The organism is Rhizobium sp. CAU 1783, from assembly GCF_054551725.1.
Map to the genome: position 1 here is coordinate 88,669 of NZ_JBTOLM010000005.1, position 20,442 is coordinate 109,110.

Annotated in this window: 16 protein-coding genes; 7 read left to right on the forward strand and 9 right to left on the reverse strand. The window is 64.5% G+C overall.

The window, feature by feature from the left end:
* Position 1 precedes the first annotated feature (1 nt).
* A complete protein-coding gene (locus ACX93L_RS19260) occupies positions 2-904 on the reverse strand; it encodes a beta-keto acid cleavage family enzyme (RefSeq protein ID WP_459406330.1) in 903 nt (300 codons plus the stop codon).
* A gap of 111 nt (positions 905-1,015) precedes the next feature.
* On the opposite strand from ACX93L_RS19260, the gene ACX93L_RS19265 reads away from it, so the two are divergent.
* On the forward strand, positions 1,016-2,005 hold the full coding sequence (locus ACX93L_RS19265; RefSeq protein ID WP_459406331.1) for a GlxA family transcriptional regulator: 990 nt from the start codon (positions 1,016-1,018) through the stop codon (positions 2,003-2,005).
* Positions 2,006-2,034: 29 nt separating this feature from the next.
* Here ACX93L_RS19265 and ACX93L_RS19270 read toward each other — a convergent pair whose 3' ends face one another.
* Together ACX93L_RS19270 and ACX93L_RS19275 are read right to left on the reverse strand one after the other, a co-directional pair.
* A complete protein-coding gene (locus ACX93L_RS19270; protein WP_459406332.1) occupies positions 2,035-2,781 on the reverse strand; it encodes an SDR family oxidoreductase in 747 nt (248 codons plus the stop codon).
* Positions 2,774-3,523 (reverse strand): SDR family NAD(P)-dependent oxidoreductase, encoded by a 750-nt coding sequence (locus ACX93L_RS19275; RefSeq protein WP_459406333.1) that lies wholly within the window; start codon positions 3,521-3,523, stop codon positions 2,774-2,776. The genes ACX93L_RS19270 and ACX93L_RS19275 overlap by 8 nt, the downstream gene beginning before the upstream one ends.
* 94 nt (positions 3,524-3,617) lie before the next feature.
* On the opposite strand from ACX93L_RS19275, the gene ydiJ reads away from it, so the two are divergent.
* Positions 3,618-6,683 (forward strand): D-2-hydroxyglutarate dehydrogenase YdiJ, encoded by a 3,066-nt coding sequence (gene ydiJ, locus ACX93L_RS19280; RefSeq protein WP_459406334.1) that lies wholly within the window; start codon positions 3,618-3,620, stop codon positions 6,681-6,683.
* Between the two features lie 51 nt (positions 6,684-6,734).
* Positions 6,735-7,466 (forward strand): FadR/GntR family transcriptional regulator, encoded by a 732-nt coding sequence (locus tag ACX93L_RS19285; RefSeq protein ID WP_459406335.1) that lies wholly within the window; start codon positions 6,735-6,737, stop codon positions 7,464-7,466.
* A 71-nt stretch (positions 7,467-7,537) separates the two neighbouring features.
* Here the strand turns inward: ACX93L_RS19285 and ACX93L_RS19290 are convergent, their stop codons facing one another.
* The 6 genes from ACX93L_RS19290 to ACX93L_RS19315 are packed head-to-tail and all read right to left on the reverse strand — an operon-like array spanning position 7,538 to position 16,249.
* The gene (locus ACX93L_RS19290; protein ID WP_459406336.1) at positions 7,538-9,223 is read right to left on the reverse strand and encodes a thiamine pyrophosphate-binding protein; all 1,686 of its coding nucleotides are present in this window, start codon (positions 9,221-9,223) and stop codon (positions 7,538-7,540) included.
* 21 nt (positions 9,224-9,244) lie between these two features.
* Positions 9,245-10,438 (reverse strand): NAD(P)/FAD-dependent oxidoreductase, encoded by a 1,194-nt coding sequence (locus tag ACX93L_RS19295; protein WP_459406337.1) that lies wholly within the window; start codon positions 10,436-10,438, stop codon positions 9,245-9,247.
* A 9-nt stretch (positions 10,439-10,447) separates the two neighbouring features.
* Positions 10,448-11,260: an NAD-dependent epimerase/dehydratase family protein gene (locus tag ACX93L_RS19300; protein WP_459406338.1), complete on the reverse strand. Its 813-nt coding sequence runs from the start codon at positions 11,258-11,260 to the stop codon at positions 10,448-10,450.
* 21 nt (positions 11,261-11,281) lie between these two features.
* Positions 11,282-12,490: a pyridoxal phosphate-dependent aminotransferase gene (locus ACX93L_RS19305; RefSeq protein WP_459406339.1), complete on the reverse strand. Its 1,209-nt coding sequence runs from the start codon at positions 12,488-12,490 to the stop codon at positions 11,282-11,284.
* On the reverse strand, positions 12,487-14,154 hold the full coding sequence (locus ACX93L_RS19310) for a hydantoinase B/oxoprolinase family protein (protein ID WP_459406340.1): 1,668 nt from the start codon (positions 14,152-14,154) through the stop codon (positions 12,487-12,489). The genes ACX93L_RS19305 and ACX93L_RS19310 overlap by 4 nt, the downstream gene beginning before the upstream one ends.
* Before the next feature lie 10 nt (positions 14,155-14,164).
* Positions 14,165-16,249: a hydantoinase/oxoprolinase family protein gene (locus ACX93L_RS19315; protein ID WP_459406341.1), complete on the reverse strand. Its 2,085-nt coding sequence runs from the start codon at positions 16,247-16,249 to the stop codon at positions 14,165-14,167.
* Between the two features lie 412 nt (positions 16,250-16,661).
* Between ACX93L_RS19315 and ACX93L_RS19320 the strand changes: the two genes are divergently transcribed.
* From ACX93L_RS19320 to ACX93L_RS19335, 4 genes are read left to right on the forward strand one after another with little or no spacing between them, the layout of a single operon-like run.
* Positions 16,662-17,498 (forward strand): metallophosphoesterase family protein, encoded by an 837-nt coding sequence (locus ACX93L_RS19320; protein WP_459406342.1) that lies wholly within the window; start codon positions 16,662-16,664, stop codon positions 17,496-17,498.
* Complete coding sequence (locus ACX93L_RS19325) at positions 17,495-18,664, forward strand: ABC transporter ATP-binding protein (protein WP_459406343.1); 1,170 nt, start codon at positions 17,495-17,497, stop codon at positions 18,662-18,664. Before ACX93L_RS19320 ends, ACX93L_RS19325 begins: the two co-directional genes overlap by 4 nt.
* Complete coding sequence (locus ACX93L_RS19330; protein ID WP_459406344.1) at positions 18,657-19,592, forward strand: carbohydrate ABC transporter permease; 936 nt, start codon at positions 18,657-18,659, stop codon at positions 19,590-19,592. Before ACX93L_RS19325 ends, ACX93L_RS19330 begins: the two co-directional genes overlap by 8 nt.
* The gene (locus tag ACX93L_RS19335; protein WP_459406345.1) at positions 19,589-20,425 is read left to right on the forward strand and encodes a carbohydrate ABC transporter permease; all 837 of its coding nucleotides are present in this window, start codon (positions 19,589-19,591) and stop codon (positions 20,423-20,425) included. The genes ACX93L_RS19330 and ACX93L_RS19335 overlap by 4 nt, the downstream gene beginning before the upstream one ends.
* Positions 20,426-20,442: the final 17 nt, after the last annotated feature.

Genomic DNA, 20,442 nt, shown 5'->3' on the forward strand with positions numbered 1-20,442 from the left:
GTCAGCGCTTCACCAGCTTGAGTCTCTCGCGCACTTCGGCCGGCCCGATGATCCGGGCGCCCATGCCCTCGATGACCCCGACGGCTTTTTCGACGAGTTGGGCATTGGTGGCAAGCTGGCCCTTGCCGATGTAGAGGTTGTCCTCGAGGCCGACGCGGACATTGCCGCCGGCGAGCACGGCGGCCGCGGGATAGGCGAGCGCATTGCGGCCGATCGAGAAGGCGGAGAAGGTCCAGTTCGACGGCACGTTGTTGACCATGGCCATGAAGGTGTTGAGGTCGTCGGGCGCGCCCCACGGGATGCCCATGCAGAGCTGGATCAGCACCGGATCCTCGATCAGGCCTTCTTCGACGAGCTGCTTAGCGAACCAGAGATGGCCGGTGTCGAAGGCCTCGATTTCGGGGCGCACGCCGAGATCGGTCATCATCTTGGCCATGGTGCGCAGCATGGACGGGGTATTGGTCATCACGTAGTCGCCGAGCGAGAAGTTCATCGTGCCGCAGTCGAGCGTGCAGATCTCCGGCAGGCATTCGGCGACGTGGGAGACGCGCTCGGTCGCGCCGGCCATGTCGGTACCGTTCGGATTGACCGGGAAGGGGGCCTCGACATTGCCGAACACCAGATCGCCACCCATGCCGGCGGTGAGGTTCAGCACCACATCGACATCGGCCGAGCGGATGCGGTCGGTCACTTCCTTGTAGAGTGCGTTGCGGCGGCTTGCAGCGCCGGTTTCCGGATCGCGCACGTGGCAGTGGACGATGGCCGCGCCGGCCTTGGCCGCATCGATGGCCGACTCGGCGATCTGCTTCGGAGTGATGGGCACATGTTGCGACTTGGAGGTCGTGTCGCCCGCCCCGGTGACGGCGCAGGTGATGAAAACATCGCGGTTCATGGCTAAAGGCACGATCAGTTCTCCCTCGTTTGTTAGCGCTATTACGGGGCAGAATTTTTGACGATGCTTTGCATTATCGGATATCTTTTGTACATTACCGGAAATTGATGGAGATCAATGCGCATGAGCGACCAAAGCCCGGCATCGACCCTGCTCGATCTCCTGGTCGTGCCGGAGACCAATCTGATCCTGGTCGCCTCCGTCATCGAGCCGCTGCGCGTCGCCAACCGGGTGAGTGGGCTGGAGCTCTATCGCTGGCGCATCTTCAGCCCCGACGGCCAGCCGATCGAGACTAAGAGCCAGATCCCGATTCCGGTCGAAGGGGCGTTCCGGCCGGACGCAGACAGTGCGCCCCTTTTTGTGCTGTCCAGCCACAACTGGCGGCGCCATGCAACGTCCGGGCTGAAGATGCAGATCGCCAGGGCCGCCCGTCACCGGACCATGATGGCGGGCATCGAATCGGGTTCATGGCTGCTTGCCGACACCGCACTCCTCGACAATTTCAGCGCCACGACCCATTGGGAGGACTACGAGGAGTTTGCCGCCGCCTATCCGCAGGTCCGCACGGTTCGAGAGCGGTTCGTGATCGACGGCAAGCGGATCACGACGGGCGGCTCGCTGCCGACGCTCGACCTGATGCTCGAACTGATCCGCCGCCGGCATGGATATTCGCTCGCGCTCGAGGTTTCGCGCCAGTTCATCTACGAGCAGGGAGGTGTCAGCGGCGAGGCGACCGCGATGCCGTCGACCGGCAGCATCCGTCTTGCCGATCCTCGCGTCAGCCAGGCGATGCGGGTGATGGAGGAGTATATCGAGCAGCCCTTGCCTCTCGTCAGGCTGGCACGGCGCGTCGGGGTCAGCGAGCGGCGGCTGCAGTCCCTGTTCACGGCCGCGATCGGCGTTCCGCCGCATGTGCATTATCTGGCGCTCAGGCTTAATGCGGCACGCCGCAAGGTGATCGAGACGCGGCTGGCCTTCGCCGACGTCGCGGCCGCCACCGGCTTCAACTCGGCCTCGGCCTTTGCCCGAAGCTACCGGGCGCATTTTCGCGAAAGCCCGTCGGAAACCCGTCGCCGCCTGAAGTTTTCAGGTACGGGGGCGGGTTCCGACTGACCCCCGAAAGGGCGGCGGAACTGTCCGGCTCAGCCTTCGTGCTTGACCATCGAGCCGCCACCGGTCGCCTGATCGGTCGGGAAGACTTCGACGCGCGCGACGTCGACGAAGGTCGGCAGTTCGATCACGTTGGCGATGATCGTGGCGATATGCGACGGCTGGATCGGGCGATAGCCGTCATAGAGCAAAGCCTGGGCCTGGTTGTCGGCGATCGCGGTGCGGTAGAGCTCGGTCTGCACCCGGCCCGGGACGATCTCGCTGACGCGAACCGAGGTTCCGAGCAGGTCGCAACGGAGGTTATCGCAGAAGAGGCTGAGGCCGGCCTTGGACGGGCCATAAGCCGCCATCGACGGATAGGGTGCCTGCCCGCCGCTCGATCCGATATAGATCAGGTGGCCGCGCTTGCGGCTCACCATACCGGGCAGGAAGGCGCGGGTCAGGTGCATCGGCGCCTTCAGGTTGATGTCGATCATCGCGTCGATCTCGGCCGGGTCGATCTCGTGGAAGGTCGCCCGGGTCGAGAGGATCCCGGCATTGTTGATGAGGATGTCGACCTCGACACCGGCGAGACCCGCGACGATCGCCGCCGTGTCACGGACGTCGGCACGGACGGGAACCGCGCCGCAGTCTGCAGCGAGGCCCTGAAGCGCGGCTTCGTTGCGTCCGACCGCATAGACAGTCAGCCCGAGTTCGCGAAGCTTCACCACCGTCGCCTGGCCGATGCCGGAGGTCGCGCCGGTGACGACGGCGGTGCGATAAGCGTGCGCCTCAGACATAGATGTAGCCCCCGCTGATCACGACGTTCTCGCCGGTCGCGTAGGTGTTGCGGCTCGACGCCATCATGACAATCCACTCGGCCATCTCGGTCGGCTCGGCGGCGCGGCCAAGCGCGCTTGCCTTGGCCAGTTCCGGCAGGAAGCCAAGTTCCTTAGCGCGGTCGGTCGCAAAGCCTGCCGGCGCCACCGAATTGACCAGGATCTGGTCCTTGGCGCATTCCTGCGCGAAGGACTTGGTCAGGCTGACGACGGCCGCCTTGGTCGCCGCATAGTGGGCGTTCTGCGGATGGGCCTTGAAGGCGTCCACCGAGGTGACGTTGACGATGCGGCCGGTGACGTGCGGCGCCTCGACATGCTTGCGCATGTGCAGGACGGCCGCGACCATCATGTGATAGGTGCCTTTGATGTTGATGGCGTTTTCGAGATCCCAGTCGGCATCGGTGATCTCGAGTATCGGCTTGCGCGGATAGATTGCCGCGCTGTTCACCAGCGAATGCACGCGACCGAGCTGCTCGACGATGGATTCAAAACCGCGATGGGCGCTTTCGCCGACGGCTATGTCGGCGGTGGCTGTCGCCACTTCGGCGCCGAGATCGCGAAGTGCGGCCGCGGAGGTGGCCAGAAGCGCCTCATTGCGGTCGATGAGGCCGATCTTTGCAGCACCATGAGCGACCATGAGCTTGGCGGTCGCAAGCCCCAGTCCCGATGCGCCGCCGACGATGACCGAAGTCTGGTCTTTCACCTTAATTCTCCGTGCCGATTGCGTTGTTTGAATGGTATGATATCACTTATATGCCAACTTTCAAGCAGCTCGCGATCTCTTTTCGGACCCATCGATGATACCCCGGCTCGCCCATCCATCCCACGAAAATCTCCCGCGGCCCGACTTCGTCGAGTGCCTGGCCGAGCAGGGATTTCGAGGCGACATCGAGCTCGATCAGGCGGCAAGGACGGTCTTTTCCACCGACAACTCCATCTATCAGGTGAAACCCGTCGGCATTCTCTTTCCCCGCGACGGCGACGATCTAAGGACGATTGCGCGGGTCGCCTCGCGCGCTGAGTTCGCTCGCGTGGTGCTGACCATGCGCGGCGGCGGCACCGGCACCAACGGCCAGTCGCTGACCGAAGGTTTCGTCGTCGACTGTTCGCGCCACATGACCCGCATCCTCGAGATCGACCCCGTCCGCCGGATAGCCCGTGTCGAGGCCGGTGTCGTGAAGGACCAGCTGAACCGGGCGCTCGCGCCGCACGGGTTGTTCTTCGCGCCGGAACTGTCGACCTCGAACCGGGCGACGATCGGCGGCATGGTCAGCACGGATGCCTGCGGGCAGGGCTCCTGCATCTACGGCAAGACCAGCAATCATGTGCTCGGGCTGCGGGTCGTGCTGGCGGACGGCTGCGAATGGTGGTCGCGGCGGCTCGATCCGAAGGCCCTCGATGCGACAATGGCCCGAACCGGCCGTATCGGCGAGATCTGCCGGACACTCGACCGCATCGAGCGGGACAATCGCGCATCGATCGAGAGAATTTTCCCGAAGCTGAACCGCTATCTCACCGGCTATGATCTGGCACATCTGCGGACGGAGGACGGCGGGCTCGACGTCAATGCCGTGCTCTGCGGCTCGGAGGGCACGCTGGCGATGATCGCCGAGGCCGAGCTCAACCTGTTGCCGATCCCTGCCTGCGCGGCGCTGATCAACATCCGCTACTCGGATTTCAATGCCGCGCTCGAGGATGCCCGCAACCTGGCGGCGTTGCAGGTGGCTTCGGTGGAGACTGTCGACGAGACGGTGCTTGGCCTCGCCAGGGGCGATCATGTCTGGCCGGAGATCGCTGCCTATTTCCCAGCGGACGGGCGGGGTTCCGCCAACGGCATCAACATCGTCGAGGTGCTCGGCGAAGGTGCGGACGAGATCGAGCGCAAGCTTGCCGCCGTGCTTGCAGGGCTCGAGGCGTTGCCGCTTGCCGGTCGTGGCGGGCATACTGTCGCCCGGATGCCTGAGGCGGTCGAGGCGATCTGGACGATGCGCAAGCGTGCCGTCGGCCTGCTCGGCAATGTCGAGGGACCGACGCGGCCGGTCCCCTTCGTCGAAGACACGGCGGTGCCGCCGGAAAACCTGGCGGCCTATATCCGCGAGTTCCGCGCGCTTCTCGATGCAGAAGGGCTTTCCTATGGCATGTTCGGCCATGTGGACGCGGGCGTGCTGCATGTGCGGCCGGCGCTCGACCTGACCCGGCCCGAACACGAACACCTGGTCCGTCGTGTAAGCGACGCCGTCATGGCGCTGACGCGGAAACATGGCGGCGTGCTCTGGGGAGAGCATGGCAAGGGCATGCGGTCGGAATACGTGCCCGAGGTGTTCGGTCCGCTCTATCCGTGCCTGCAGGAGATCAAACGGGCTTTCGATCCGCGCAACCAGCTCAATCCGGGCAAGATCGCATTGCCGGAAGAGGGAGAGTTGAAGCGGATCGATACGGTTCCGCTGCGTGGTGCCCTCGATCGCGCGATCGGCGCGGAGATCCGGGCCGCCTTCGACAATGCCGCGTATTGCAACGGCAACGGAGCCTGCTTCGATTTCAGCGAGACATCGCTGATGTGCCCGTCCTACAAGGGGAGCCGGGATCGCCGCCATTCGCCGAAGGGCCGGGCGTCATTGCTGCGCGAGTGGCTGAGGCTGCTTGCCCTTGCCGGCGTCGATCCGCGGGTGGAAGCGGAGCAGGCACGCCGGACGCACGGGTTGCCGGCATTTCTTGCGCGGGCATGGAACTCGCTGAGCCCAGCGAACCGTGACGATTTCTCCCACGAGGTGCGCAGGGCGATGGACACCTGCCTGTCGTGCAAGGCCTGTGCGGGCCAATGTCCGGTCAAGGTCGATGTGCCGGCCTTCCGGGCGAAATTCCTCGAGCTCTACCATGGTCGCTATCTGCGCCCGGTGAAGGATCCGCTGGTCGCGTCGATCGAAAACCTGTTGCCCTGGCTCCGTTCCGTGCGGCCCGCCTACAACGCCTTCGTCGGGAGCGGTATCGGCCGTCGCCTCATGGGTTGGGCCGGCCTCACTGCGATGCCGACGCTCGGGCGCCTGTCCCTGAAGCGAGAGCTTCGGCGGCGCGGCGTCGCCTTTGCGACGCCCGAGCTTGTCTCGGACCTTTCCGCGAACGAGAGAAGCCGGACCGTGGTCTTCGTGCAGGATGTGTTTACCAGTCATTTCGACTGCGCGGTGGTGCTCGATGCGGTCGATCTCGCCCGGAAGCTCGGCTTCATCGTCTTCGTGTCCGAACTGCGGCCCAACGGCAAGGCGCTGCATGTTCACGGCTATCTGCGGCGGTTCGAGGAACAGGCGGCGCGCAACGCGGCCTATCTGGCGGCGATCGGTCCGCCGGGTGTGACCCTGGTCGGTCTGGATCCATCGATGACGCTCACCTATCGCGGCGAGTACAAACAGCTTGCCGGCATTACGACCCTGCCGGACGTGCTGCTTCCGCAGGAATGGCTATCCTCCCATTCTGCAACCCTGCGGCCACGTATTGCCGATACCGTTGAGCGACGTTTTCGGCTCTTTCTCCACTGTACCGAGCGCAGCCAGGTTCCGGCTGCGGCGCGCCAGTGGATCGCCCTGTTCCGGGGATGGGGCGTTGAGGTCGTCGAGGCGCAGGTCGGCTGCTGCGGCATGGCGGGGACGTTCGGGCACGAGGTTCGTAACAGGGCGCTTTCGGAGGAGATCTATACGCTAAGCTGGAAGCCCGCCCTCGAGGGCGCTGCGGGAGGCGACGACGTCATGGCGACGGGCTATTCCTGCCGATCCCAGGTGAAGCTGATGGAGGGACGGGCTCCGCGGCATCCGCTGCAGGTTCTCAACGCACTGATACCGGACGGTGCCCGTTCCCTGTCGCTTGTGGCATGATATGTGATATGTGATGGCGGGTGCCGTCCGGAAGAGAAGGGGAGACCGACAGTGTCCGTGATTACGCAGCGCGGCAACCTTGCCGAGATCGTGGTGGCGCAGCTGACCTCCCGCATCGATTCCGGTCTCTATCCGCCGGGCGAGAAAATACCGTCAAGCGCGCAGCTTTGCGAGGAGTTCGGCGTGAGCCGGACGGTAATCCGCGAAGCCTTGACCTCGCTCAAGGTGGCCGGACGGGTCATCACCCGCCAGGGGGCGGGCGTCTATGTCACCGACAAGGATGCAAAGACGCTCAATTTCGAAATCAGCCGGATCGAGGACATCCGCTCAGCCATGCAGATCCTCGAGTTGCGGCTGGGTGTCGAAATGCAGTCCGTCGCGCTCGCCGCCACGCGCCGCACGCCCGAGGCGCTGGCCGAGATCGCCCGTGCCTACGACCATCTGGAAAACCTCGACAGCGACGATGCCGAAGTCGAGGCCCAGGCGGATTTCGAGTTTCACCTGGCGATCGCCAAGGCGACGCGCAATCCGCATTTCCCACGCTTTCTCGAAGCCGTGATGGGCGAAATCAGCTTCGACCTCGTGTTAAAGCACCGCCAGTCGGCGCGCACCCACCAGAGCTACCTGAAGAAGATAAACAAGGAGCATGCGGCAATCCTCGCGGCGATCACTCAAGGGGATGCGAAGGCTGCCAAGAGCGCCCTTGCCGCCCATCTGGAGGAAAGCCTCAACCGCTACCGTGCCATGCTCGACGAGCCGGCGAGCGCGGAAGTCGCGGAATAGTCTGTCCGGTTGACACGACCGCTGCATTCTCCGCCGCCCGGCTGTCCGGGCGGCGTTCCGTTTTTTTTGGCCTACTTGCCGGCGGCAATCGCCTGATCTCGGATCTGCGAGAGGCTCATCTTAACCGTCAGCGCCTCGGGGTCGATCCTCACCTCGATCAACGACGGCTTGCCGGAGGCTTCACACCGCTTGAAGGCATCGGCGAAGTCGGCCGTCTTCTCGACGGTCTCGCCGTGCAGGCCGTACGAGCGGGCGAGGGCGGCGAAATCCGGATTGGTCAGCTGCGTTCCGGAGACGCGTCCGGGATAGCTGCGCTCCTGATGCATGCGGATCGTGCCGTACATGCCGTTGTTGATCACGAGGAAGATGACGTTGGCGCCATACTGGACGGCGGTCGCAAGCTCCTGACCGTTCATCAGGAAGCAGCCGTCGCCTGCGAAGGCGACGACGGTGCGGTTACGGTCGGCGAGCTTCGCGGCGATCGCCGCCGGGACGCCATAGCCCATCGAGCCGTTGGTCGGTCCAAGCTGGGTGCGGAAGCTGCGATACTGGTAGAAACGATGCGCCCAGGCGGAATAGTTTCCGGCGCCGGTGGTGAGGATCGCATCCTCGGCCAGATGATCGCGAAGCCAGGCCATGACGTCGCCCATCTGCACGTCGCCGGGGGTCTGCGGATGTTTCAGATTTTCCAGGTAGTCGGCATGGGTCGCGGCGGTCCAATCCTTCCATGCGGGTGCTGCTTCGGGCGTCAGTCGGCTGGCCAGCGACAGGAAGGCGCCGACGCCGGCGTTGATCGGCAGGGTCGCATGATAGACGCGGCCGAGTTCGTCCGAACCCGGATGCACATGGACCAGCGTCTGCTTCGGCACGGGGATGTCGATCAGCGTGTAGGCGCCCGTGGTCATCTCGCCGAGCCTTGCGCCGATCGAGATCAGCACGTCGCAGTCCTTCATGCGCTGGATCAGCTTCGGCCCCGCCGCGAGGCCGAGATCACCGGCGTAGTTCGGATGCGTGTTGTCGAAGAGGTCCTGGCAGCGGAAGGAAGCGGCGACCGGAAGCGCGAAGGCTTCTGAAAAGGCGCGGAGATCGGCGACAGCCCGTGACGTCCATCCGCCACCGCCGGCAACGACCATCGGTCGCATGGCCGTCTTCAAAAGCGCCACCAGATCGTCCAGCTGGCCCGGGCCGGGATAGGCCTCGACCCGCTTGTAGGCGGGGGTGTCGGCGACCTCTACCAGATCGGTCAGCATGTCCTCGGGCAGGGCGACGACGACCGGACCGGGGCGGCCGTTGACCGCGCGATGGAAGGCCTGACTGACGAGCTCCGGGATGCGTGTGGCATCGTCGATCTCGACGACCCACTTGGCCATCTGGCCGAAGACGCGGCGGTAGTCCAGTTCCTGGAAGGCTTCGCGTTCGACCTGGTCGCGGGCGACCTGACCGATGAAGAGCAGCATCGGCGTGGAATCCTGGAAGGCGGTGTGCACGCCGACCGCGGCATTGGTGGCGCCAGGACCGCGCGTCACGAAGCAGACGCCGGGCTTTCCGGTCAGTTTGCCGTGCGCTTCGGCCATGTAGGCCGCTCCGCCTTCCTGGCGGCAGACGACCAGGTCGATCGCGTCTGCTGCGTCGTGCAGCGCGTCGAGTGCGGCGAGGTAGCTTTCACCCGGCACGCAGAAGACGCGATCCACGCCGTGAATCTTGAGTGCATCAATGAGCACCTGCCCGCCGGTGCGGGTGGTCCTGGTCGCTTCCATGGGGATCCCCCGATTTGAGTGTCAGATGACGGCGTCTTCGAGGAATGGCTCGTTCGCCACGACCCGCTGATAGCCGAAGGGCGAGAGGTCGAGCGTCCTGAAGTTCCCGTAGGTGATGAGTTCGCTGAGGCCGCGGCCCATAGCTGGCGACTGCTGCAGGCCATGCCCGCTGAAGCCGTTGGCGAACAGGAAGTTCTTCACCTCCGTATGGGGGCCGAGGACGACGTTGTGGTCGAGCGTGCAGTAGTCGTAGTGGCCGGCCCAGGAATTGACCACCTTGATGGCCTCGAAGGCCGGAACGCGCTCGGCGAGGATCGGCCAGATCTCATCGTCGAATTCGGCATGCATGACGTCGAAGTCCTTCGGATCGACTTCCGGGTCGTGCTTGGGATAGGTGCCCATCAGGTAGAACTTGCCCTCGGGCCGGAAGAACACGCCGGTCGGGTCGATGGTGAGGCCGACCTTGCCGGGCAGAGGGGTGCGGCAGTCGACGACGAAAAGCGAGCGCCGCCGCGGTTCGACGGGAATGTCGAGCCCGGCCATCCGCGCCACCTTCTTGCCATTGGTACCGGACGTGTTGACCATCGTGCCGCAGCCGATCGTCTGGCCGCTCCGGGTGGTCACGGAGACGATGCGATCGCCCTCGCGGTTGACGGCGACGACCTCGTCCTCGATGTATTCGACATCAAGGGAGCGCGCCTTCTTGCGAAAGCCCTGCAGCAGGCCGACGCTGTCGAACCAGCCTTCGCCGCGCTCACCCGTGCTGCCGAGCACCAGGCCTTCGAGATTGAGCCAGGGAAAGCGCCGACCGAGCCCTTCCTGATCGAGCAGCGTCACCTCGGCGCCACAGGCGACCTGGGTTTCATGGTTGCGGCGCAGGACCTGCTCGCCGCGTTCGTCGCTCGCGAGGAAGAGATAACCCGACTCGTGAAAGCCGATCTCGGCTGTGTCGTCGTCGACGGCGACGTTCTGCTTGAAATTGCGGATGAACTCGGTGCCGAACTGCGAGATCTTCACGTTGATCGCGTTGGAGAACTGGTGCCGGATCGAGCTGGACGACAGCGCAGTCGCCGAGCGCTGGTAGGTCCAGTCCTTCTCGATGACGAGCACCGAGCCCTTGAAATCCGGATTGGTGGCGAGGAAGTAGGCGGTCGAGGAGCCAACCACGGCGCCGCCGACGATCACCACATCATAGGAAGACTTCGAAGCCTGCATCCGTTTGCCTCACTTCTTCTCGTCTTCGAAATGTCCGGCGGCGCAGAAGCTGCCGCCCTGGAAGCGCACGGCCGGATCGTTGGGATCGCCCTGCGTCGTCGCGGCGAAGACCTTTTCGCGATAGTCGTCGGCGCTGTCCTGCGGCTTGTAGCCGAGCACGGCGGCGGTCCGGTTGTCCCAGAAGGCCTCGCTGTTGTTGGACATGCCGTAGGCGATCATGAAGCCGACGCGGGGCGCGGACAGGCACTTCTCGACCAGCTGGCGGCAATCGGCATAGGAGAGCCAGGTGATCAGATGGCGCCGGTCGGTCGGCTCGGGAAAGCTCGAGCCGATGCGGATGCACACCGTCTCGATGCCGAACTTGTCGAAGTAGTAGCGGGCGAGGTTTTCGACGAAGGTCTTCGATACGCCATAGAGGCTGTCGGGGCGTGTCGGCACCGTGCCGTCGATCGTCTCGGTGCGCTCATAGTAGCCGATGGCATGTACGGAGCTTGCATAGACAATACGCTTCACGCCGTGCTGGCGGGCGGCTTCATAGATGTTGTAGCCGCCGACGATGTTGGAGTTGAGGATCGTCTCCCAAGGTCCCTCGAGGGGCTGGCCGCCCATGTGAACGATCGCATCGCAGCCCTTCACGGCCTTCGACACGGCTTCGAAATCGGACAGGTCGAGGGGGAAATCCTCTTCGTGGGCTTCGAGGTTTTCGCAGGGCTTGCGGTCGGAAAGGCGAACGGCCTTGCCGAGCTTCGTTCCGGATTTGCGCAGTTGCGTTCCGAGGGCACCGGCCGCGCCGGTCAGAAGCGTGCATTGAAAGTCAGTCACGGGGGCAATCCTTGAAACCGGTTATCTGAGCTTGGAGAGGGCCTCACCGACCCGCTCGATCGCAATGGAGAGATTTTCGCGCGAGGTCGCGAAGGAAAGACGGATATAGGGCTCGACGCCGAAGGCTGCACCCGGAACGGTCGCTACCTTGCCTTCCGTCAGCAGGTAGCTCGCAAGCTGGGTGTCCGTCTCGATCCGTGTTCCGTCGGGCGCCATCTTGCCGATATAGGCCTCGCATTTCGGGAACAGATAGAAGGCACCTTCCGGCGCACGCACGTCAAGGCCCGGAATTGCGGCAAAGCCGCTCGCGACGATGGCGCCGCGCGCCTTGTATTCGGCAACCGCGGTCCTCACGAAATCCTGGGGTCCGTTGAGTGCGGCGGCTGCTGCGATCTGCGAGATCGAGGAGGGGCAGGTCGTGCTCTGCGACTGCATCTTGTTGAGCACCTTCGTCAGGCTCTTCGGGCCGGCCGCATAGCCGAGCCGCCAGCCGGTCATCGCATAGGCCTTGGACACACCGTTGATGATCAGGGTCCGCTCCCGCAGTGAAGGGCAGGCGACGCCGAAGGAGACGAAGGGCACGTCGCCGCAGACGATGTGCTCGTAGATCTCGTCCGACATCACGCAGACATGGGGATGCCGTTCTAGCACTTCGCCGAGGGCCTTCAGCTCGGCGGCCGAGTAGATCGCACCGGTCGGGTTGGACGGCGAGTTGAACAGGAACCAGCGCGTCTTCGGGGTGATCGCCGCCTCGAGTTTCGCGGGCGTGAGCTTGAAGTCCTCCTCAACGCCGCAGGGAACGATCCGCGGCACGCCGCCATGCAGGATGACGATGTCGGTGTAGGACACCCAGTAGGGGGCCGGCACGATCACCTCGTCGCCCGGTTCGAGCGTTCCGAGGAAGGCGTTGAACAGGATCTGCTTGGCGCCGTTGCCGATCGAGATCTCGTCCATCTCGAAGTCCAGGCCGTTCTCGCGCTTGAACTTCGCAACGATCGCGGCGCGCAGTTCCGGCAGACCGTCAGGGCTGGTGTAGCGCGTCTTGCCGCTCCGCATCGCCTCGATCGCCGCTTCGACGATGAAGGCGGGCGTGTCGAAATCGGGCTCGCCGAGCGAGAGGTCGATGACGTCTTCACCCTTCGCACGCATGGCCTTGGCCGCCATCGATACGGCCATCGAGGGCGAGGACTTGATGCTGGCGGCGCGGGCGCTTTCGAATGTGATGGTCATGCTTTCGGTCCCGGATTCTTCGCAGCTCCGTAGGCGACTGCCTGTTCGGCGGTGATGTAACCTTGCGCAAGGTCGTGGTCGACGGCTGCGGCGGGTCGTTCGGCCGGGTCGCCGTAACCGCCGCCGCCGGGAAGCTGCAGCACCAGCTTGCGGCCCTCGGGTACGAATTGCAGGCCCTTGCCCCTGAGCGTCGTGCCGTCGTCGAGCGCAACCGAGCCCGCCGCGCCTTCGCCACCGCCGTCACGTCCGCGGGCCGGATGGCCGAGGCGGTCGAACATCGCCGAGAAGCGGAAGCTGTATCCCTCCGCGGCGGCAATCTCGATGGTCTGCCCGAGGCCGCCGCGCTGCGCGCCGGCGCCGCCGGAACCTTCGCGAAGCTCCTTGCGCCAGACGATGATCGGGCCGACATTTTCCGTCGCCTCGATCGGCATGGTGTGCACGCCGCTCGGGAACGCGGTGGCGTTGAGGCCGTCGAGCGCGGGACGGGCGCCGGTACCGCCGGAATTGAACATCAGGATTTCCGCGCCCTTGCCGCCGATCTGGTCGGCGACCGGGCGGACGCTCATGTGCAAGTTCCAAAGGGCGCTCGCACCTTCTGCCGGCACTTGGCCGGGCAATGCCTGGTGAAGGGCGCCGAGCACCAGATCCGGCACGAAATGGCCGAGCACGTGGCGCACGGCGACCGGTGCCGGGCGCTTGGCATTCAGGATGCAGCCTTCCGGCGCCACGACGTCGAAGGGGGCCAGCGACGCCGCGTTGTTGGGGATTTCGGGCGCGACCACGCACTTGATGCCATAGCAGGCATAGGCCTTGGCATAGACGAGCGGCACGTTGATGCCGAACTTGCTCATGCCCGAGGTGCCGTCGAAATCGACGACGACGCCCTCCGCGCCGATGGTCAGCTTCGCGGCGAGCTTCACCGGCTCGTCATAGCCGTCGAGATCGAGGCTGTAGGACCAGGAGCCGTGCGGCAGGTTGCGCAGGCGCTCCAGCGTGGCTTCGCGGCTGTGCTTCAGGATGAAGGAGCCGATCATGCCCAGGTCGTCGAGGTTGAACTCTGTCAGCATGTCGACGAGGCGCCGGTGTCCGGTCTCGTTGCAAGCGGCGAGCGCGTAGAGGTCGCCGACGACCTTGTCGTTCTCGCGCACGTTGTTCTTGACGATCTCGACCAGCGTCCGGTTTACCTGGCCGCACTCGAAGAACTTCATGATCGGGATGAAGAGGCCTTCTTCGTAGACCTCGCGCGCATCGGGACCGAAGCCGCGACCGCCGACGTCGACCACATGGGCGGTGGAGGCGAAGTAGCCGACCAGCTTGCCGCGGTAGAAGGACGGCGTGACGATCGTGATGTCGTGCAGGTGGCCGGTGCCCTTCCAGGGGTCGTTGGTGATGTAGACGTCGCCCTCGAAGATGTTGTCGGGGCCGATGTCATTGATGAAGTGGGCGACCGATTCCGCCATGGCGTTGACGTGGCCGGGCGTGCCGGTGACGGCCTGGGCGAGCATCTGTCCTTTCAGGTCGAAGACGCCGGCGGACAGGTCGCCCGCCTCGCGGACGCTCGTCGAGAACGCCGTGCGGATCAGTGTCTGAGCCTGCTCCTCGACGACCGAGATGAGCCGGTTCCACATCACCTGCATATGGATGTCGATCATGGACTGGTTCATGGAAGGGTCCTCAGCGGCGGGTTACGAGAAGGCAGCCGTCGTTCTGCGGGATCGCCTTGAACGAGGATGTGAGCAAGGTCGAGGTTTCCCGCTCGACGATGACGGCGGGGCCGTTGACCACGTCGCCGGGCTTCAGGTCGGCGCGGCCGTGAATGCCGGCGTCGAGATATACGTGGCTTGCGGCATCGAAGACCTTGCGGCGAACGGTCGGCTCGACGACCGCGCCGGCGGCGACCGGCGGAACACGGGTCACTTCGGCGAGCGGCGAGCTGACCTTGACCGACCAGCTGACGATCTCGATGTCGAGACCCTCGATCGCGCGGCCGAAGAAGCGCGCATACTCCTGTTCGAAAAGCTCGACCACCCTTGCAGCACTCGCCGCGTCGAATTCGCCGAAGGGCAGGGATACCGGAATGTCCCAGCCCTGGCCGGCATAACGCATGAACACCGTGCGCTCGATCACGGGGTCTGCCGTTTCGAGGCCGCCCTCGACGAAGCGCATCGCCTCGTCGCGCATCACCGCGAGCAGCTGGTTGGCCTCACCCACATCGAAGCGGGACAGGCTGAACACGGCGCTGCGAACGGACTCGTAGCCGAACGGTGCCTTGAGGAAGCCGATCGCCGAGCCGACGCCTGCACCCGGAGGGACGAGGAAGGTCGAGATGCCCATCTTCTCGCAGAGGCGCGCCGCGTGAAGCGGGCCGGCGCCGCCGAAGGTGATCATGGTGAAGTCGGAAATGTCTTTGCCGTTCTCGACCGCGTGGACGCGGCCGGCATTCGCCATGTTCTCGTCGACCATTTCACAGGTGCCGTAGGCTGCGGCCTCGGCATCTAAATTGATGACGCTGCCGATCTCGTTCGTCATCGCGCTGCGGCTTGCCTCAATGGAGAGGGGAATGGCGCCGCCGGCGAAGTTGTCGGGGTCGAGCTTGCCGAGAAGGAGATCAGCATCCGTTACCGTGGGTCTGGTGCCGCCGCGCTGGTAGCAGGCCGGACCGGGCTCGGAGGCCGCGCTGTGCGGGCCGACACGGATCTGGCGCATGGCATCGACACTGGCGATCGAGCCGCCGCCGGCGCCGATTTCGACCATCTCGACCACGGGAATGGAGATCGGCATGCCCGAGCCCTTGCGGAACCGGTAGGTGCGGGCGACCTCGAAGGTCTTGGCCGTCTTCGGCACCTGGTTCTCGATCAGGCAGATCTTGGCGGTCGTGCCGCCCATGTCGAAGGAAAGCACGGTATCGAGCCCGTGGTGGCGGGCGATGTCGGCGGCAAAGATGGCGCCGCCGGCGGGGCCCGATTCAACGAGGCGAACCGGGAATTCCGATGCGCTTTCGACAGAGACGATGCCGCCACCCGAATGGATCATGAAGACCGGGCAGCCGACGCCGATTTCCTTCAGCGAGACGACGAGGCGGTCCAGGTAGGACTTGATCGCCGGCTTGACATAGGCGTTGGCGCAGACGGTGTTGAAGCGCTCGAACTCGCGCATTTGCGGCGAAACCTCGGAGGAGATCGATACCGAAAGATGCGGGAGGCGCTTCAGAAGGGCTTTGCGAACGCGCGCCTCGTGGTCTCCGTTGGCATAGGCATGGATGAAGCCGATCGCGACGCTCTCGTAATCGCCGGCGGCGATCTGCTCGACGACTGCCGCGACTGATGCCTCATCAAGCGGCAGCAGGACCTTTCCGGTGGCGTCGATGCGTTCGCGCACCACGAAGCGGTCGGCGCGTTCGATCAGGGCCGGCGGCAGGGCGATGTTCAGGTCGTACTGCTCGAACCGGTTCTCGGTGCGCATTTCGAGAACGTCGCGGAAACCCTCGGTGGTAACGAAGGCTGTCCGGGCACCGCGCCGCTCGATCAGCGCGTTTGTCGCAAGCGTCGTTCCGTGAATGAGGATGTCGATGTCCGACAGGGCGATCCCGGCGGTATCGGCCACCGACTTCACGCCGGCGATGATGGCCCGCTCCGGCGCCGCATAGTCGGTGAGGATCTTGGTGGAGTGGAGGGTTCCGTCGAGATCCAGGGCGATGTCGGTAAAAGTTCCCCCGATGTCGACCCCGACGCGGCAGTTGCGTGGCGCGCTGTTCGTCATGTTGTTCCCCAGTTTGGAAAGGCTGCGATGTCAGATCATTCCTGCTTTGGGCGGCGGATGTTCAAGCGCTTTTCGCCTGCTGTACCCAGTCGTCTGCAGCGGTGCTCTGCGTGTTTGAACGCAAAAATATGTCACTTATCATACATGTGTCAAATAAATTCGGAATGTGATCGTTTCCCTATCAGTGGCGAGTACCGGAGGTGGCCTCGACGACCTGCCGGTCTGCCGCAATCTGTTGTGCCGGGCCCCTTGAAGGCCGGGCAGAAAGCCGTTCCTGACGGATTGATGACGGTTTTGAAAGAACACTGAAAGACGCCTTACGCAGCTGACATGGAGAGCACCTAAGAGAACTTGGCAGCGCGCCGCGGTTTATCGAAACCGGCGCGGCCCTGTGTTCAGAAGGTGCCCGACCATGAAGATCGTCCAGATCAGCGATACCCATTTCAGCCCCACCAAGCCGCATTTCAACGGCAACTGGGACCCCATCAGGCGCTGGATCGACGAGGTCGCGCCCGATCTCGTCGTGCATACCGGTGACCTGACCATCGATGGAGCGGACCGCGAAGACGACATCCTGTTTTCGATGGGGCTGATGAACGAACTCGGCGTTCCGGCCCTGATCGTGCCGGGCAATCACGACGTCGGCCACATGCCGGGCTCGCATCAGCCGATCGACGACCTGCGGCTCGAGCGCTGGCGCCGGCTTGCCGGTCCGGACCGTTTTGCCAAGGATGTCGGCAACTGGCGCCTGATCGGACTGAACAGCCTGCTCGTCGGATCGGGCCACCCCGAGGAAGAAGAGCAGTTCGTCTGGCTGACCGACATGCTCGAGACGCGCGAAGCACGCCGGATCGCGATCTTCGCCCATAAGCCTCTGTTCGTCGACGATGCGGACGAAGGCGACACCGGCTACTGGGGTGCGCGTCCGGACGAACGCCAGCGCCTGCTCGATCTTCTGGCGGCTCACGACGTGGCTCTTTATGCCAGCGGCCACCTGCACTGGACCTGGCAGGGCATGGTCGGGAACACGCAACTCGTCTGGGCACCGCCGACCTCCTTCATCCTCGACAAGCTGGAGCGGCTGATGCCCGGCGAGCGGCTGGTCGGCGCGGTCGTGCATCATTTCGCCGATGACGTGAAGAGCGAGATCGTTCGCGTTCCAGGCATGACCGCCCATGTGCTCGACGACGTGATCGACGAAGTCTATCCGCGCAACATCACCGCGGTTCCGACGGAGGCGGCGGAATGAGCGTCTTCAGCCTTCACGACATCAACAAGTCCTATGCAGGCAACAGCATCCTGAAGGGCGTGAGCCTCGAGGCCGAGCCGGGCGAGTTCATCTCGCTGGTCGGTCCCTCCGGCTGCGGCAAGAGCACGCTTCTGCGTATCGCCGCCGGCCTCGACCACGCCGACCGCGGCGAGATCGTCATCGGTGGCGAAGAGGTCTCCGGCAAGGCGGCCAGTGATCGCAACATCGCCATGGTGTTCCAGTCCTACGCGCTCTATCCGCACCTGACCGCGGGGCAGAACATCGCCGTACCGCTTGCCATGCGGCGCCTTTCAACGGCCGGGCGGCTGCCGCTGATCGGGTCCATGCTGGCGGAGCAGCGCCGGGTGCGCGCCGACATCCAGCGGCAGGTCCGGGAAATGGCGACCTCTCTGAAGATCGACCATCTGCTCGACCGCAAGCCGGGCCAGATGTCCGGCGGCCAGCGCCAGCGCGTGGCACTCGCCCGCGCCATGGTGCGCCATCCCAACGTGTTCCTGATGGACGAGCCGCTTTCCAACCTCGACGCCAATCTTCGCGTCCATGCGCGCGGCGAGATCGTCGATCTGCATCGCAAGGCCGGCGTTCCGACGCTCTATGTCACGCATGACCAGTCGGAAGCGCTGTCGATGGCCGACCGCGTCGCGGTGATGATCGGCGGCCGGCTCCTGCAGCTCGACAGCCCGCGCAGGATCTACGACGATCCGGCCCATCTCGAGGTCGCCAAGTTCCTCGGGCAACCGCGGATCAACGTGCTGCAGACGGTGGTCGACAATCGCGGGCTCGTACAGGCGGGCGACGTTCGCCTCGCACCGCGCAGCCATCTGAAATCGGCAACGGCGGTGACGGTCGCCTTCCGTCCGGAATTCGTTCGGCTTGCCGGTGCCGGCGAGGGCGGCATGCCGGCCCGCATCGAACGGCTCGAGTTCCTCGGCTCGGAAGTGGTGGTATTCACCAAGCTCGCTGCGATGGACGGCATGGTCGTCGCCAAGCTCGCGCCGTCCGCGGCGATCGGGCTGGAAGCCGGACAACGCGTCGAGCTGAAGCTCGATCCGAGGGCGATCCTGCTGTTCGACGAACACGGCGAGCGGCTTGCCGCCGGCCTTGCCACGGTCTCTGCCGGGCAGGAGGAAGTTCTGCATGGCTAGCGTCGTGTCTTTCCCGGCTACTGCCCGGCCCGCACCTTCGGCGGCCGACGTCGCAGGCCGCCGCGAGGCTAGGCTCGCCATGATGCTTTCCGCTCCGGCGCTGGTGCTGCTGCTGCTCTTCATCATCCTGCCGACGATCGCGGTGCTCTTCCTTGGCTTCACCGATTTCGAGCTGGGATACGGCAGCTTCAACTTCGTCGGCTTCGAGAACTATGCCGAGCTCCTCAACGATCGTACCTTTCGCAAGTCGTTGTGGAACACCGCGGTCTACGCGGCGATCGTCGCGCCCGTCTCGATGGCCCTCGGTCTTGCGATCGCGCTGCTGATCGAGGCGGAAGGATGGGGCAAGAGCCTATTCCGGACCGTCTACTTCCTGCCGGTGGCCTCGCTGCTCGTCGCCATGGCCACCGTCTGGCAATATCTTTTTCACCCGACCATCGGGCCGATCAATGCCGCGCTTGCGCTTGTCGGCATCGCGGGGCCGAACTGGCTCGGGGCCTCAAGCACGGTGATGACCAGCCTGTCGATCATCGGCATCTGGCAGTCGACGGGCTTCAACATGGTGCTCTTCCTCGCCGGCCTCTCGGCGATCCCGCGCGAGCTCTACCAGGCGGCCGAGGTCGATGGTGCGCGTTCGGCGGTCTCCCGCTTCCGGCTGGTGACATGGCCCATGCTCGGGCCGACCACGCTCTTCGTCACCACGATCAGCATCATCAACGCGGTCAAGGTGTTCGAGACCGTCAAGACCTTGACCGAGGGCGGGCCCAACAAGGCCTCCGAGGTGCTGCTCTTCACCATCTACCAGGAGGGCTTCGTCTACCTGAGGGTCGGCTATGCCTCGGCGATGACGGTCATCTTCCTGGCGATCCTCGTGTCGCTGATGTTTCTCCAGTACCGTGTCATGGACCGGAAGGTGCACTACGCATGATGGCCGACCGCTTCACCCTAGGACGGGCCATGCGCCTTGCCGTCCTGTCGCTCGGGGCCGTCATCTTCCTGGCTCCCTACATCTTCATGATTTCGACCGCCGGCAAGGCGCAAAGCGAGATCTTCTCCTCCTCCCTGTCGCTGATCCCGCAAACCTGGTCCTATGCGGAGAATTTCGCCAAGGCGTTCGGCCGGGTCTCCATGGGCGGGCTGCTCGTCAACGGGGTAATCGTTTGCGGCCTCATCCTGGTCGTTCAGGTGATCGTCGCCATTCCGTGCGCCTATGCCATGGCCAAGCTGTCCTTCCGGGCGGCACGGGTGATGATGGCGCTGGTCATGCTCGGTCTGCTGGTGCCGATCCATGCAACGGCCTTGCCGCTCTATGTCGCTTTCGATCGCTTGGCCGTGCTCAACAGCTATTTCGCGCTGGTCGCGCCGTTCTCGATCTCGGTGTTTGCCATCTTCCTCTTCCTGCAGTTCTTCCGCGGCATTCCCGATGACCTGATCCATGCGGCGCGACTCGACGGCATGTCCGAGGTCGGCATCGTCGCGCGGGTCATCGTGCCGAATGCCTGGCCGGCGATCACCGCCTTTTCGATCTTCTCGGTCGTGGCGCACTGGAATGACCTGTTCTGGCCGCTGATCGTCGTCACCAACCAGGCCTATGCCACGCCGCCGCTTGGCCTTCTGTACTTCCGCGCGGCGGAAGCCGGCGACGACTACGGCGCGCTGATGGCGGCCACCCTCATCATCACCCTTCCCCTCGTGCTCGCCTTCCTGCTCGCGCAGAAGCGTTTCGTCGAGGGCATCACCATGACCGGTCTGAAAGGCTGATCGGTCGCAACCCAAGG